Annotated in this window: 14 protein-coding genes; 9 read left to right on the forward strand and 5 right to left on the reverse strand. The window is 68.9% G+C overall.

What is annotated here, in order from left to right:
- The first annotated feature begins 19 nt into the window (after nucleotides 1–19).
- On the forward strand, nucleotides 20–1075 hold the full coding sequence (locus ACQUS8_RS10995) for a twin-arginine translocase subunit TatC (RefSeq protein ID WP_435100917.1): 1056 nt from the start codon (nucleotides 20–22) through the stop codon (nucleotides 1073–1075).
- 182 nt (nucleotides 1076–1257) lie between these two features.
- Here the strand turns inward: ACQUS8_RS10995 and larE are convergent, their stop codons facing one another.
- Nucleotides 1258–2085 carry an ATP-dependent sacrificial sulfur transferase LarE gene (gene larE / locus ACQUS8_RS11000; RefSeq protein ID WP_435100919.1) on the reverse strand — a complete coding sequence of 276 codons (828 nt, stop codon included), beginning with the start codon at nucleotides 2083–2085 and terminating at the stop codon, nucleotides 1258–1260.
- 93 nt (nucleotides 2086–2178) lie between these two features.
- Between larE and ACQUS8_RS11005 the strand changes: the two genes are divergently transcribed.
- The 4 genes from ACQUS8_RS11005 to rpiA are packed head-to-tail and all read left to right on the forward strand — an operon-like array spanning nucleotide 2179 to nucleotide 6441.
- Complete coding sequence (locus tag ACQUS8_RS11005) at nucleotides 2179–2514, forward strand: hypothetical protein (protein ID WP_435100921.1); 336 nt, start codon at nucleotides 2179–2181, stop codon at nucleotides 2512–2514.
- A gap of 39 nt (nucleotides 2515–2553) precedes the next feature.
- On the forward strand, nucleotides 2554–4527 hold the full coding sequence (locus ACQUS8_RS11010) for a MutS-related protein (RefSeq protein ID WP_435100923.1): 1974 nt from the start codon (nucleotides 2554–2556) through the stop codon (nucleotides 4525–4527).
- Nucleotides 4528–4572: 45 nt separating this feature from the next.
- Nucleotides 4573–5697, forward strand: a complete 1125-nt coding sequence (locus ACQUS8_RS11015) for an ORC1-type DNA replication protein (RefSeq protein ID WP_435100925.1) — start codon at nucleotides 4573–4575, stop codon at nucleotides 5695–5697.
- 42 nt (nucleotides 5698–5739) lie between these two features.
- Nucleotides 5740–6441, forward strand: coding sequence for a ribose-5-phosphate isomerase RpiA (rpiA, locus tag ACQUS8_RS11020; protein WP_435100927.1), 702 nt, complete (start codon nucleotides 5740–5742; stop codon nucleotides 6439–6441).
- A 24-nt stretch (nucleotides 6442–6465) separates the two neighbouring features.
- Here rpiA and ACQUS8_RS11025 read toward each other — a convergent pair whose 3' ends face one another.
- The gene (locus ACQUS8_RS11025; protein ID WP_020222877.1) at nucleotides 6466–6633 is read right to left on the reverse strand and encodes a DUF1931 family protein; all 168 of its coding nucleotides are present in this window, start codon (nucleotides 6631–6633) and stop codon (nucleotides 6466–6468) included.
- Nucleotides 6634–6751: 118 nt separating this feature from the next.
- On the opposite strand from ACQUS8_RS11025, the gene larB reads away from it, so the two are divergent.
- Nucleotides 6752–7519, forward strand: a complete 768-nt coding sequence (larB, locus tag ACQUS8_RS11030; RefSeq protein WP_435100930.1) for a nickel pincer cofactor biosynthesis protein LarB — start codon at nucleotides 6752–6754, stop codon at nucleotides 7517–7519.
- A gap of 56 nt (nucleotides 7520–7575) precedes the next feature.
- Nucleotides 7576–7818 carry a GIY-YIG nuclease family protein gene (locus ACQUS8_RS11035; RefSeq protein WP_435100932.1) on the forward strand — a complete coding sequence of 81 codons (243 nt, stop codon included), beginning with the start codon at nucleotides 7576–7578 and terminating at the stop codon, nucleotides 7816–7818.
- A 95-nt stretch (nucleotides 7819–7913) separates the two neighbouring features.
- On the opposite strand, the gene radA is transcribed toward ACQUS8_RS11035, so the two are convergent.
- From radA to htpX, 3 genes are all read right to left on the reverse strand, one after another.
- Nucleotides 7914–8948 (reverse strand): DNA repair and recombination protein RadA, encoded by a 1035-nt coding sequence (gene radA / locus ACQUS8_RS11040; protein WP_435100934.1) that lies wholly within the window; start codon nucleotides 8946–8948, stop codon nucleotides 7914–7916.
- Between the two features lie 122 nt (nucleotides 8949–9070).
- Nucleotides 9071–9667, reverse strand: a complete 597-nt coding sequence (gene pspAB, locus ACQUS8_RS11045) for a PspA-associated protein PspAB (RefSeq protein WP_435100936.1) — start codon at nucleotides 9665–9667, stop codon at nucleotides 9071–9073.
- A complete protein-coding gene (gene htpX / locus ACQUS8_RS11050) occupies nucleotides 9668–10555 on the reverse strand; it encodes a zinc metalloprotease HtpX (protein WP_435100938.1) in 888 nt (295 codons plus the stop codon).
- 370 nt (nucleotides 10556–10925) lie between these two features.
- On the opposite strand from htpX, the gene ACQUS8_RS11055 reads away from it, so the two are divergent.
- Together ACQUS8_RS11055 and ACQUS8_RS11060 are read left to right on the forward strand one after the other, a co-directional pair.
- Nucleotides 10926–12020, forward strand: a complete 1095-nt coding sequence (locus ACQUS8_RS11055; protein ID WP_435100940.1) for a 60S ribosomal export protein NMD3 — start codon at nucleotides 10926–10928, stop codon at nucleotides 12018–12020.
- Nucleotides 12017–13054: a class I SAM-dependent methyltransferase gene (locus tag ACQUS8_RS11060; protein WP_435100942.1), complete on the forward strand. Its 1038-nt coding sequence runs from the start codon at nucleotides 12017–12019 to the stop codon at nucleotides 13052–13054. The genes ACQUS8_RS11055 and ACQUS8_RS11060 overlap by 4 nt, the downstream gene beginning before the upstream one ends.
- Nucleotides 13055–13263 lie beyond the last annotated feature (209 nt).

Genomic DNA, 13263 nt, shown 5'->3' on the forward strand with positions numbered 1-13263 from the left:
CATCTATCGTAGACAGAGAATGGCAGACGAACCGGACGACGGGGCGCCCGGCCGCGAGGACGCGGGCGACGCCGACGAGGCGACCGAGGACGCGGACGTCACACACGCCGAACCAATCGACGCCGCCCCCGTCGAACCGGAAGTCACGGACGTCACCGCATCGGGGTCCGCGGGGACGGACGAGACGCCCGAGGGGGACACCGATGGCGCCGCGGGCGAGGACGACGGCGGCCTCGAGTACACCCCGCCCACGGCCGACGACGGAGACGAAGAGACCGACGAGGAGGCACCGACCGTCCCCGAGGGAGAAACGGGCCTCCCCGACGACGTCGAGGCCGAAACCGGCGTGATGGGCGGACCGGCGACCGACCAGGAGCAACCGCTCGCCGACCACATCGAGGAGATGGTCAAGCGCCTCGGCATCGTCGTCCTCATCGCCGGCGTCATTAGCGCGCTCTGCTTCCCGCTCGCCGACGGCCTCATCGGCAACATCTGGTACGGCGTCCTCCCCGCCGGCACCACCGCACAGCCCCACATCTACGCGCCACTCGAGCTCATCGTCACCCAGTTCAAAGTGGCGTCCATCGCCGGTGTCGTCGTCGCACTCCCCGTCCTCGTCTACGAGACGTACGCCTTCATGCGGCCCGGCCTCTACCCGAACGAGCGGCGCTACTACCTCTCGGCCATCCCGACGAGCCTCGTGCTCGCCGTCGTCGGCGTCACCTTCGCCTACTTCATCGTCGTCCCCGCCGTGATGACGTACTTCCTCTTCTACTCTCAGAGCGTCGCGAACGCCGCGCTCGCGCTCGGCTCGACGTTCAACCTCATCCTCATCCTGATGGCCTACCTCGCCATCGTCTTCCAGATTCCGCTCTTCGTGATGCTCGCCATCATGATGGGGCTCACGACCCGGCGCTGGCTCGTCGACCGCCGCCTCCTCTTCTGGGGTGCGTTCGCCGGCGTCTCCTTCCTCATGACCCCCGACCCTACCGGTGTTGCGCCCGTCGTCGTCGCCGCCACGATGATCGTCCTCTTCGAGGGGACGCTGTTGCTCCTCAAGTGGACGGGGAACTAGGGGCGTCGCCTTTTTCGGCCGCGAAAATACTGTCCACTCCCGCCCGCCACCTTTTCCTGCGGTCGTTCGCAGTCGCTCACTCCCTGGGAAAATCTGGACCAAAAGCTCGGTACTCCCTCCCTTCAGTCGGTCCGTGCCGAGAAATGGAACTGCTAGCCGCCAGCGTGATCCGGCCCGTCGGCCTAGTCGTCGGCCTCCGCGCCTTCGTTCGCCGGCGAGACGCTCCCCGTCCGGTAGCCGTGCAGGTCGAGCGTCACGTGGTCGAAGCCGACGTCCGAGAGGTGTTCGCGTGCGGCCTCCGCGAACTCGGTGGTGAGCGCGACGTCGAGTTCCTCGGGCGCGACTTCGATGCGCGCGAGGCCGTCGTGGTCCCGGACGCGGAACTGCTCGAAGCCCCACGTCCGCAGGAGGCGTTCGGCCTTCTCGACGCGCGTGAGTTTCTCCTCCGTCACCTCGAGGCCGGTCGGGATGCGCGAGGAGAGACACGCCATCGAGGGCTTGTCCGCGACGCTGAGGCCGTAGTGGTCGGCGATTTCACGGACCTCGTCCTTCGTGATGTCGGCTTCGAGGAGCGGCGAGTAGGCGTCGAGTTCCTCGACAGCCTGCAGGCCGGGTCGGTGGCCCTCGCCAGGGTCGGAGGCGTTCGTGCCGTCGCAGACGGTCGAGATGCCGAGGTCGCGGGCCGCCTCGAACATCTGGGAAAGGCGCATCGTCCGGCAGTGGTAGCAGCGCTCGCCGTCGTTCTCGACGAAGTTCGGGTCATCGAGTTCGCTGAACTCCACGAGCTCGTGGCGGATGCCGATCTCCTCGGCGACGCGCTTGGCGTCCGCGAGTTCGGCCTCCGGGAGCGTCTCGCTCTTGGCGGTGCAGGCGACGGCGTCGTCGCCGAGCGCGTCGTGCGCGAGGGCGGCGACGACCGAGGAGTCGACGCCACCGCTGAACGCGACGAGCACGCTGTCGCGCTCCGCGAGGGCGTCGCGGGCGGCCGCGAGTTTGGCCTCGACGGTCATACCACACGGTTTCGCACGGCACTCCCTTCCGTGTACCGGTCGGGGCGACGCGATGGCGCCTTTTAAGCCGCGGGAGGGCGTCACTCCGAGGCGATGCTGGACATCGAGGACGTCGCGCGATGGGTCTCCGGCCGGTCGGTCTGGTGGCCGTTCGCGACACTCGCGCTACTCGTCTTGACGTACGTCGCCGTCGGCATCGAGGGGCAGTTGGGCGCGCTCGGCGTCCCCGGCTACCTCCTCGTGCAGGCCTACGAGCGTGCGCTGGCGGCGACGGTCGGCGTCGGCGCGCTCGGGCCGGCCGACCCCGTCGGCCTCGCCGTCTTCTGCTACCTCCTCTCGCTGCCGGTCGGGGCCTTCCTCCGGGTGTTCGCGGCGGCGTGGCGCTGGCGGAAGGGCCTCCTCTACCCCGAGGAGTACCCCCACTACTGAGGGCAAGACGTTTTCCCGATGACGCCTAATGCGGGAGCGATGGAACTGGAGGAGGTCCCGGGTGTCGGCGCGAAGACGGCCGAGCGACTGCGCGAACTCGACGACCCACAGGACGCCTTAGAGCGCGAGGACGTCGCCGCCGTCGCGTCCGCGCCCGGCGTCTCGGCGGGCCGCGCGGCCCACATCGTCCGTGGCGCGATTCGGGCGCGCCACGACGACCCCGGCGGCTTCCTCGCCACCGACCGCGCCCGCGAGGTGTACGACGCCGTCCTCGAACTCCTACAGGAGCGCGCGGTGACGACCTACGGCGAGCGCCGCCTCGCGACGTTCTACCCGTCCGCGGCCGATTCACGCATCGAGGAGGTCGCCGAGTTCGCCGAGCGGGCGTGCAAGCGCGACGTCGATTCCGCCGTGCTGGACGCACTCGAAGACGTCTCGCCGGTCGAACGCCCCTCGGACGTCACGGTCCGGGACCGCTGTCTCGCGACGACGGACGCCGAGACGTACGCCGAGGCGAAGGAGGCGTTCCCCGAACTCTCCGTGGAAGTCGTCGAGGACACCCACGGCCTCGCGGACCTCGCGCGGGGCTACGCGTCGGTCGTCGCGCTCGACGAGGCGTTCGCGGGCGTCACCGTCGATGGCGACGTGACGGTCGACCCGAAGGCGTTCGACCACCCCGAAGAGTACGTGCCCGAGCGGACGCTCGCGTTCTTCGCGACGAACCGCGAGTCGCTGCGCGCCGCAATCGCGGTGCACCGACACGCCGGGCTGGACGCACCCGTGGACCTCGACGCCTTAGAGGACGGCCTCGGCGAGCTCGACGCGGACGGGAGTGTCGCGGGCGACGAGGAGCTGGAGCGGTTGAACGTCGCCGTCGACGACCTCGACGCCGCCGTCTCCACCGCCGAGTCGGTGGCGAACGACCACCTCCGGGAGGCACTCGAGGAGCGCGACGTCACCATCGAAGGCGCAGACCTGCTCTCGCTCGTCGAGCGCGGCGCCGGCGTCGACTCCCTACTCTCCAGGGAGTTGGCGGACGAGTACGCCGCGGCGGTGGCGGCAGCGCGCGAGCACGTCGCAGACACCCTCGCACTGCGCGAGGACGAGGCGAGCCTCGCTGACCAGATTTTCGGCGACGAACCCACCTATCCGGTCGAGCGCCGTGGCGACGCGGTGTCGCGGCTCCGCGAAGACCTCGTCGCCGAGCGCGACCGGCGGGCGGCGAAGCGCAAACGCGACCTCGCAGCGCGCCTCGCCGACCTCCGCACGGGTGCCGCGGAGCTCGTCCGAGACGCCCTCGATCTCGACGTCGAACTCGCCGTCGCGCGCTTCTGCGAGGACTTCGACTGCACGCCCGCCGAGCGCGACGCCACCGGCTTCGAGATCGAGGGCGGGCGCTCGCCCCTGCTCGACGTACCGTTCGAGGACGTCGAGCCCGTTGATTACGGCGTCGAGGGCGTCGCGCTCCTCTCCGGCGTGAACTCCGGCGGGAAGACGAGCACGCTCGACCTGGTGGCGACGGTGGTCGTGCTCGCGCACATGGGCCTCCCAGTGCCCGCCGACTCCGCGCGCGTCCCCGCAGTCGAGGAACTCCACTACTACGCGAAGAGCCAGGGGACACTCGACGCGGGCGCGTTCGAGGCGACGCTCCGGGACTTCGCGGCGCTCACGCGCGGCGCGGACGCGAAGTGCGTGCTCGTCGACGAACTGGAGTCCATCACCGAGCCGGGCGCGTCGGCGAAAATCATCGCGGGCATCCTCGAGGAACTCCACGACGCGGGCGCGACGGGCGTCTTCGTCTCGCACCTCGCCGGCGAAATCCGGGACACCGCGGACTACGACGTGGACGTGGACGGCATCCGCGCCGTCGGTCTGGAGGACGGCGAGTTGGTCGTCGAGCGCTCCCCCGAGAAGGGGTTGCTGGCGCGCTCGACGCCCGAACTCATCGTCGAGAAGCTCGCCGGGGAGGGCGAGGACACCGCCTTCTACGAGGGGCTGTTGGAGAAGTTCTAGAAACCCGGCGAAGGCTTATGTGGCGTGCGAACCGACGTTTCGCCGATGGCCGACGACCCCGACGGAGGGATGCTGTCGTGGGACGAGTCGGTGTTCCGCGACGAGCACGTCTTCGAAATCGACTACGTGCCGGAGGCGTTCCGCCACCGCGAGTCGCAACTCCAGACCCTCCAGTACGCGTTGAAGCCGGCAGTCCGGGGGAACCGGCCGCTGAACGCGATGGTTCGCGGGCCGCCGGGCACCGGGAAGACGACGGCCGTCCAGAAGCTCTTCGCCGAGCTCGGCGGCCAGCCCGGTGTTCGGGTCGTCCGCGTGAACTGTCAGGTGGACTCGACGCGCTACGGCGTCTTCTCGCGCGTCTTCCAGTCAATCTTCGACTACGAACCGCCCTCCTCGGGCATCTCGTTCAAGAAGCTCTTCGGGCAGGTCGCCGAGCGCCTCATCGACGAGGAGGAAGTCCTCGTCGTGGCGCTCGACGACGTGAACTACCTCTTCTACGAGAACGAGGCGTCCGACACGCTCTACTCGCTGCTGCGCGCCCACGAGACGTACCCGGGCGCGAAGGTCGGCGTCGTCGCCGTCTCCTCCGACCCGGACCTCGACGTCATCGAGGCGCTCGACGGGCGCGTCCAGTCCGTCTTCCGCCCCGAGGAAGCCTACTTCCCCGTCTACGACCGCGAGGAGGTCGCGGACATCCTCGGCGACCGCGTCAAGGTCGGCTTCCGTGACGGCGCGGTCGGGATGGACGTCCTCGATAGGGTCGCCGAACTCACCTCGAACACGGGCGACCTCCGGGTCGGCATCGACCTCCTCCGACGGGCGGGACTCCACGCGGAGTCGCGGGCCTCCCGTACCGTCGAGTTGGAGGACGTCGAGGCGGTGAGCGAGGAGGCGCGCAACCTCCACCTCTCCCGGAACCTCGACGCGCTGAGCGAGGTCGAGCGCACGCTCGTGGACGTCGTCGCGGACCACAATGGCGAGCAGGCGGGCGACGTCTACGACGCGTTCGCCGAGCGCACCGACCTCGGCTACACGCGCTACACGGAGGTCGTGAACAAGCTCGACCAACTCGGCCTCATCGACGCGCGCTACGAGAGTTTGGAGGGACGCGGGCGCTCGCGGACGCTGACGCTCGCTCACGACCGGGACGCCGTGAAGCGCCGCCTCTAACGGTTCGGTTCGTTTTTGCCTCGCGGCGGAGAGTGTGGACGTATGAAGCAGCGTGGCGGGAGCGAGACGGCGAAACGGAACGCGGGTGAATACGCCGCCGACTACGTCGACGACGGGGACGTCGTCGGCCTCGGCACCGGCAGTACGGCCGCGCACGCGATTCGGGCGCTCGGGCGGCGCGTCGACGCTGGCCTCGACATTCGGGGAGTGCCGACGAGCTTCCAGTCGAGGGAGCTCGCCCGCGAGGCCGGAATCCCGCTCACGACCCTCGACGACGTCGGCGGCGTCGACGTCGCCATCGACGGCGCCGACCAGTTCGACCGGGAGACCGGCGCGCTCGTGAAGGGTGGCGGCGCGGCGCACACCCGCGAGAAACTCGTCGACGCCTCGGCCGGGCGCTTCGTCGTCGTCGCCGACCCGTCGAAGGCCGCGGCGGAACTCGACCACACCGTCCCCGTGGAGGTGCTCCCGTCCGCACGCCGCCCCGTCGCGACGGCGGTCGCCGAGATGGGCGGCGACGCGACGCTCCGGTCGGCCAAGCGGAAGGACGGCCCCGTCGTGACGGACAACGGCAACCTCGTCCTCGACTGTGCGTTCGGCGCGATTGCGGAGCCACCGGCGCTCGCGACGGACCTCTCGACGACGCCCGGCGTCGTGGAGCACGGGCTGTTCGTCGGACTCGCGGACGAAGTCATCGTCGGGACGGAGGACGACGTCGAGCGCTACCGCTACGCGTCGGAATAAACGAAAGGAGAGGGTTGAACCGAGTTACAGGTCGCGAGGCTGAACGGTCTTGCGACCGTTCTCCTCGGCGCGGCGGGCGGCGTCGTCGAGGAGGTCCTCGACCTTCTCGTCGAGCGCGTCGTAGAAGTCGGACGCGACGTTCTTCTCCTCGAGCGCTTCCTTCACAGCGGCCTTGACGATGAGGTCTGCCATACGGCGTTTGCTTCATCTGCCTTCTTAATAAGGCTTCCCATCAACGGACGTGAGACGGCCGTTTGGCGGGGCTTCGCGGAGCGTAACCTACCTGTATTTGTCGGCCGATGTCCCGACCATGCGAGAGGTACTCGAACGACTGTCGGAGGGCGAGCTGTCGGTCTCGGAGGCGGAAGCGGCGCTTTCGGGCTACGCGACGACCGATGCGGGACGCTTCGACGCCGCGCGGGAGACGCGACGCGGCGTCCCGGAGGCGATTCTCGCGGAGGGAAAAACGCCCGACGAGACAGGGTCGCTCGCCGTGACTGCGGTCGAAACGACCGGGCGCGCGCTCGTGACGCGCGCCAGCGAGGCACACCGGGACGCCGTCGTCGCCGCCGTCGCGGACAGCCATCCCGAGGCGGACGTCACCGTCGACGAGCGCTCCCGCGTCGTCGTCGTCCACGCCCCCGAGTTCGAGGCGCCGGACCTCGACGCGACCGTCGGCCTCGTCTCAGGGGGGACGAGCGACGCCGTCCCCCTGGGTGAGGCGGACGCGGTGGCCTCGGAGATGGGCGCTGACGTCGAGCGCGTCGAGGACGTCGGCGTCGCCAGTATCGCGCGCCTCCTCGACTGCGTGGACGACCTCCGGGCGTGCGACGTCGTCGTCGTCGCGGCAGGTCGCGAGGGCGCGCTCCCCACCGTCGCCGCGGGCCTGCTGGACGCGCCCGTCATCGGACTCCCCGTCTCAACGGGGTACGGCCACGGCGGCGAGGGCGAGGCCGCGATGCTCGGGATGCTCCAGTCCTGCACGGTGCTCACTGCGGTGAACGTCGACGCCGGGTTCGTCGCCGGCGCACAGGCCGGCCTCATCGCGCGACGCATCGCCGCGGCACGCGCCGAGTGACGGCGGAGTCGGGGGCGAGCGAAACGACCATCCCCCGCGACGTCTAGCACGCAGGCGTGCACCACGTCTACGTCCTCGAGTGTCGCGACGGCACCTACTACACGGGCTACACGACGGACGTCGAGCGGCGCGTCCGCGAACACAACTCGGGGCGGGCCGCGAAGTACACGCGCGGCCGGACGCCCGTCGAACTCGTGCACACGGAGGCCTACGAGACGAAGAGCGAGGCGATGAGTCGCGAGTACGAAATCAAACAGCTCTCGCGCCGGCAGAAAGAGGAACTCGTAGAGAGCGAGTAGAGGACGTCGAAGCAGCGACGCGGGCTCGCGGGTCGTCCCTCCCCGCTCGCCTTCTCGCAGTGCCCTCGCGATTCGTGGGTCGCTCAGTTACCGCGTTATTCGGGCTTCAGGCCGCCGTCCTGCACGCGCATGATGGCCTCGCCGTCGGCGAGGTTCGGCGCGTCCACGAGGCGGACGATACGCTTGTCGCCCTTCGACTTCCGGAGGTAGATGCGGAACGTCGAGGTGTGCCCGAGGATGTTGCCACCGATGGGCTTCGTCGGGTCGCCGAAGAAGGAGTCCGGGTTGGACTGGACCTGGTTCGTGATGACGACGGCGGTGTTGTGGAGGTCGCCGATACGCAGGAGGTCGTGGAGGTGCTTGTTGAGCTTCTGCTGGCGGTCGGCGAGTTCGCCACGGCCGACGTACTCGGCGCGGAAGTGAGCGGTGAGCGAGTCCACGCAGAGCAGGCGGACCGGCCAGTCGGTGTCCTCGTTCTCCTGAGCGACTTCCTTCGCCTTCTCGGCGAGGAGTATCTGGTGGTTGGAGTTGAACGCCTTCGCGACGTGAATCTTGTCGAGGACGCTCTCGAGGAGTGCGTCGAGGTCCTCCTCGCTGTCCGCGCTCCCGTCCTCGATGCCGTGGAGTTCCATGGTGTCCTCGAGGACGTCGTCTTCGAGGCCGCGGACCATGTCGTCGATACGCTCGGGACGGAAGGTGTCCTCGGAGTCGACGAAGACCGCGGAGCCTTCGAGGCCGCCGTGTTCCTTGGGGAGCTGGACGGTGACGGAGAGCTGGTGGGTCACCTGCGACTTCCCGGCACCGAACTCGCCGTAGACTTCAGTGATGGACTGCGTCTCGACGCCACCGCCGAGCAGGTCATCAACCTCGGGGACGCCCCAGGTGAGCTTCCCGATCTTTTCGCGGCGTTCGAGGACGGCGGTACCGCTCTCGAATCCGCCGATGTCGGCGTGCTTGCGGGCGCTCTGGATGATGTCGTTCGCGCTGGACTCGCCGACGTCGCCGGTGTTGGAGAGTTCACCGGGACTGGCGACGGCGATGCTCTGGAAGGAGTCGTAGCCGGCGTCGCGGAGTTTCTCAGCGGTCGCAGGGCCGACACCGGAGAGCTCCTCGAGGTCTTCTTCGGACATACCCAACCGTTGTGCGGCCGTGGGGATAAACCCTCGTATACAGCAGAGTGAAAGTGAAACCGCGAGGCGCGAGCGTTGCGCTCGTCGGGGTGAGGCGAAGGTTTAGGGGCGAAGAACAGTTCCTACTCCCACGGATGCCCGCCGGGCGTGTCCGGCCAGAGCGGGTACCAGTAGGACCGGTCGTCCTCGACGTCGAGTTCGCCGTCGAGCACCGACTGGAGGGTGAACTCGGTCGAGGAGTCGCGCTCGTGGTCGTCGGCGGGCGCGAACGGGTAGAACGACCCCCGCTTGAAGGAGTAGACCCAGTAGACCGTCCGCCCGCCGTCCAGCGGGTCGAATCCGAAGACGGCGGCGAGCAGGCGGTTGCCGTAGCCGCGCTCGACGAGGGTGTCCGCGGCGACGTAGAGCTCGGTGGTGAGGTCAGTGATGTCGTCGCGCTCCACGACGGCCCACGTGTAGCCGTGCTCGTCCGTCCGAATCTCGGAGAACCCGTCGCCCTCCAGCACGTCCTCGACGTCGCGCAGGGTGCTCTTGAAGTCCGTCGAGGAGACTGCGGAGAGACAGAGCCCGGCCTGTGGCGCGGGTTCGTAGTCGAGGTCCGCCTCCATCGTCACGGAGGCGCTGTTCAACTGGAAGAAGTCCTCCGGGTCGGCCTCGCGGGTGGCGTCGCGTTCGGCACTGAGGCCGAGGACGTCCCGAACGGTGTCGAAGAAACCCATCTATGCGGTGAACGTGGTCTCCATCTCCTTCTCGAGGTCGCGCAGGCGCGCGACGCGGCGCTCCGTCGACGGGTGGGTGCTGAACAGACGCATGATGGAGCCACCCTGCAGCGGGATGATGAAGAAGGCGTTCATCTCGGCCTGCTCGCGCATGTCTTCGGTCGGGACGCGGTCCATCCGGCCGTCGATTTTGAGGAGCGCGGACGCGAGCGCCGCCGGGTTCCCAGTGATGAGCGCGGCCCCGCGGTCCGCGGCGAACTCGCGGTAGCGGCTGAGCGCGCGGATGAGCAGGTAGGAGACGATCCAGACGACGAGCGAGACGAGGATGGCGACCCAGATGGGTGCCTGATTCCGGTCGCGGCCCCCGCCGCCGAAGAGCCACCCCCAGCGGACGATGATGAACGCGATGGTCGAGAGGAACGACGCTACCGTCATCACCGCCATGTCGCGGTGTTTCACGTGCGCGAGTTCGTGCGCGAGGACGCCCTCGACCTCCTCCTCGTTCAGCGCGTCGAGGAGGCCGGTGGTGACGCAGACGGCGGCGTGGTTCTTCGAGCGTCCAGTCGCGAAGGCATTTGGAACGCGCGAGTCCACGACGGCGACGGTCGGCTTCGGCAGGTCGGCCTGCTGGGAGAGCCGTCCCACGACGCCGTGGAGGTGTGGGTACTCGTCCTCGGAGACTTCGCGCGCGCCCATACTCCAGAGCGTGAGTTTGTCGCTGAAGAAGAACTGCGCAATCGAGAACCCGCCCATGAGGAGCGCGATGACGAGCAGCCCGCCGCCGAAGTACCACGCGAGCGCGGCGGCGAAGACGAGATAGACGACGAACAGCAACAGCATCGTGAGGACCATCCGGGCCCGGAGGCCCCAGTCCACTTTCCACTCCATACGTGGGTGTTGGCGCTATGAGACTAAAAGCCGTCCCCGTCGGTGGCCGCGACCCGTTGTCCGCCGTCGGCGGCCATCGGCGGAACGGACGCCGGCACGTAGTCTGGGCCGTGCGGGCCGCAGGGTCGTCGCGCACCCACAACACCACGAGTCAGGTAGAGACCAGCAGTGCCAGTTTTGCCAGAACACACACCACCGATGCCAGTAACACCAACCCGGACAGCTAGTGACAGATAGACCGCACCCACACCACATCGGTGGTGTGTCTCCCTCAACAGACCCGAACCAGCCCGCCGACTCAACGGCGAGAGAGTACCACACACGCGGAAGGGCCGGGTTTAACCGTTTTCGCGGCCTAGTGGGCGCAACTATGAGCGAGGCCGCTTTCTGTCCCCGTTGTGGAGACCCGTCACCGGAGGGTGCGACGGGGCACACCCGCCGCGAGCGGGCGCTCTGCAACGACTGCTACTTCGACGACTTCGAGTTGGTCGACGCGCCCGAGCGCGTGGAGGTGACCGTCTGTGCGCACTGCGGGGCTATCGACCGTGGTGGGCGCTGGGAGGACGTCGGCGCGCGCGACTACACGGACATCGCCGTCGAGTCCGTCTCCGAGGCGCTCGGCGTCCACGTCGACGCCGAGGACGTCTCGTGGGGCGTCGACCCCGAGCAGGTGGACCCGACGACCATCCGGATGCACTGCCAGTTCTCCGGCGTCGTCCGGGGCGAACCGCTCGTCGAGGAGTTCACGGTGCCCGTGAAGATCGGGAAACAGACCTGCCAGCGCTGTGGGCGCATCGCGGGCGACTACTACGCGAGCGTCGTGCAGGTGCGCGCCGTCGGCGACCGGACGCCGACCAACGAGGAGACCGAGCGCGCCCGCGAAATCGCCGAGGAGATCACGGAGTCGATGGAGGCCACCGGCGACCGGAACGCGTTCGTGACGGAGGTCTCGGAGAAGCCGGAGGGCCTCGACCTGAAGCTCTCCACGAACAAAATCGGGAAGAACGTCTCCCGGAAGCTCACCGAGGAGTTCGGCGGCGCGTACTCCTCCTCGGAGACGCTCGTCACGGAGGACGAGGACGGGAACGAGGTCTATCGCGTGACGTACGCGATCCGCCTCCCCGAGTTCGTCCCCGGCGACGTCATCGACCTACAGGCGGACGACGAGGGACCCATACTCGTGCGTTCGGTGCAGGGGAACCTGAAGGGCGTGCGCGTGACGACGGGCGAGCCCTACGAGGCGAACTACGAGGTGGGTGACGCGCCCGACGCGCGGAAACTCGGGACGACTGACGACGCCGTGGAGACGACGCTCGTCTCCGTCGAGGACGAGAACGCCGTGCAGGTGCTCGACCCCGAGACGTACGAGTCGGTGACGGTGGCGCGCCCGGCCTACCTCGACACGGGCGCGAACACGGTGTCGGTGCTGAAGTCGCGCGCGGGCATCCACGTCCTGCCGTCGTGAACGCACTCGCCGTCGTCGTTCCGAAGGCCGACGCGGAGGAGAAACTCGACACGCTCGAGGCCGAGGGCGTCTACGACGACGCCCGGAAGGTCGTCGAGCACGACGACGACCACGTCGAGTTGCCGGTGCTCGCCGAACCGCGCGCGACGACGTTCGACGACCTCGTCACACAGCCCGACCCCGAGATTCGACGGGCGAGCCTCGACGACTACCTCCGCGAGCGCGGGTGGGACGACGCCGAAGTCGAGCGTGCGCCGTCCTCGTGGGCGATCGTCGGCGACGTGATTCTCGTCTCCTTCCCCGAGGACTGCCCGGACCGCGAGGCGGTCGGCGAGGCACTCCTCGAACTGCACGGGGAGGCGGAGACGGTGCTCGCGCGCGGCGGTATCGCGGGCGAGACGCGCGAACCTGACGTCGAGGTGGTCGCGGGCCACGGCGACACCGAGACGGTCCACACCGAGCACGGCACGCGCTACGCGCTCGACCTCGCGGACGTGATGTTCGCGCCGGGGAACAAGGCCGAGCGCGCCCGGATGGGCGAGGTCGTGCGGGAGGGCGAGCGCGTCCTCGACATGTTCGCCGGCATCGGCTACTTCGCGCTCCCGATGGCGCGCGCCGGCGCCGACGTGGTGGCCGTCGAGAAGAACCCGACGGCGTTCCGTTATCTCGCGGAGAACGCCCAGTTGAACGGCGTCGGCGCGAACCTCGAGTGCGTGCTCGGGGACTGCCGCGAGTACGACGCCGTCGAGCCCTTCGACCGCGTGGTGATGGGGTACTACGACAGCATCGGCGGCCACGGCGCGGACGCCGAGCGCGACCCGTCCTATCTCACGGCGGCGCTCGACGCGCTCGACGGGAGCGGGATGGTTCACGTCCACACGACGTGCCCCGAACCGCAGTTCCCGGACCGCCCGAGCGCGCGCGTCGAGGCCATCGCCGCCGACTACGGCGTCGACGTCGAAGTCGCGGACGCGCGCGTCGTGAAGTCGCACAGCGAGGGCGTCGTCCACGGCGTCCTCGACGTCCGCGTGTAGGCCGCCACGGCTTTCTCGGCGGCGGCGCAACTGGGAGTATGGGCGAGGGCGAACGCCACGTCTGGCTGGCGGTACTGCTCGCGCTGCTCGTCATCGGCGCGAGCGTCGCGTGGGCGGTGCTGTAGAAGGGCGACAGTTTACGGTCGTCCGGCGAATACAGGGCGTATGGATCGACAACGCGTCCTCGCGCTGTTCCTCGCCGCACTGAT

Origin of the sequence: Halarchaeum sp. P4 (genome assembly GCF_051195175.1) — an archaeon.
Classification (GTDB): domain Archaea; phylum Halobacteriota; class Halobacteria; order Halobacteriales; family Halobacteriaceae; genus Halarchaeum.

Excerpts from the sequence above, each read along its gene's own strand:
- ACQUS8_RS10995 (WP_435100917.1), top strand. The coding sequence starts at position 20 with ATGGCAGACGAACCGGACGACGGGGCGCCCGGCCGCGAGGACGCGGGC.
- larE (WP_435100919.1), bottom strand. The coding sequence starts at position 2,085 with ATGACCGTCGAGGCCAAACTCGCGGCCGCCCGCGACGCCCTCGCGGAG.
- ACQUS8_RS11005 (WP_435100921.1), top strand. The coding sequence starts at position 2,179 with ATGCTGGACATCGAGGACGTCGCGCGATGGGTCTCCGGCCGGTCGGTC.
- ACQUS8_RS11010 (WP_435100923.1), top strand. The coding sequence starts at position 2,554 with ATGGAACTGGAGGAGGTCCCGGGTGTCGGCGCGAAGACGGCCGAGCGA.
- ACQUS8_RS11015 (WP_435100925.1), top strand. The coding sequence starts at position 4,573 with ATGGCCGACGACCCCGACGGAGGGATGCTGTCGTGGGACGAGTCGGTG.
- rpiA (WP_435100927.1), top strand. The coding sequence starts at position 5,740 with ATGAAGCAGCGTGGCGGGAGCGAGACGGCGAAACGGAACGCGGGTGAA.
- ACQUS8_RS11025 (WP_020222877.1), bottom strand. The coding sequence starts at position 6,633 with ATGGCAGACCTCATCGTCAAGGCCGCTGTGAAGGAAGCGCTCGAGGAG.
- larB (WP_435100930.1), top strand. The coding sequence starts at position 6,752 with ATGCGAGAGGTACTCGAACGACTGTCGGAGGGCGAGCTGTCGGTCTCG.
- radA (WP_435100934.1), bottom strand. The coding sequence starts at position 8,948 with ATGTCCGAAGAAGACCTCGAGGAGCTCTCCGGTGTCGGCCCTGCGACC.
- pspAB (WP_435100936.1), bottom strand. The coding sequence starts at position 9,667 with ATGGGTTTCTTCGACACCGTTCGGGACGTCCTCGGCCTCAGTGCCGAA.
- htpX (WP_435100938.1), bottom strand. The coding sequence starts at position 10,555 with ATGGAGTGGAAAGTGGACTGGGGCCTCCGGGCCCGGATGGTCCTCACG.
- ACQUS8_RS11055 (WP_435100940.1), top strand. The coding sequence starts at position 10,926 with ATGAGCGAGGCCGCTTTCTGTCCCCGTTGTGGAGACCCGTCACCGGAG.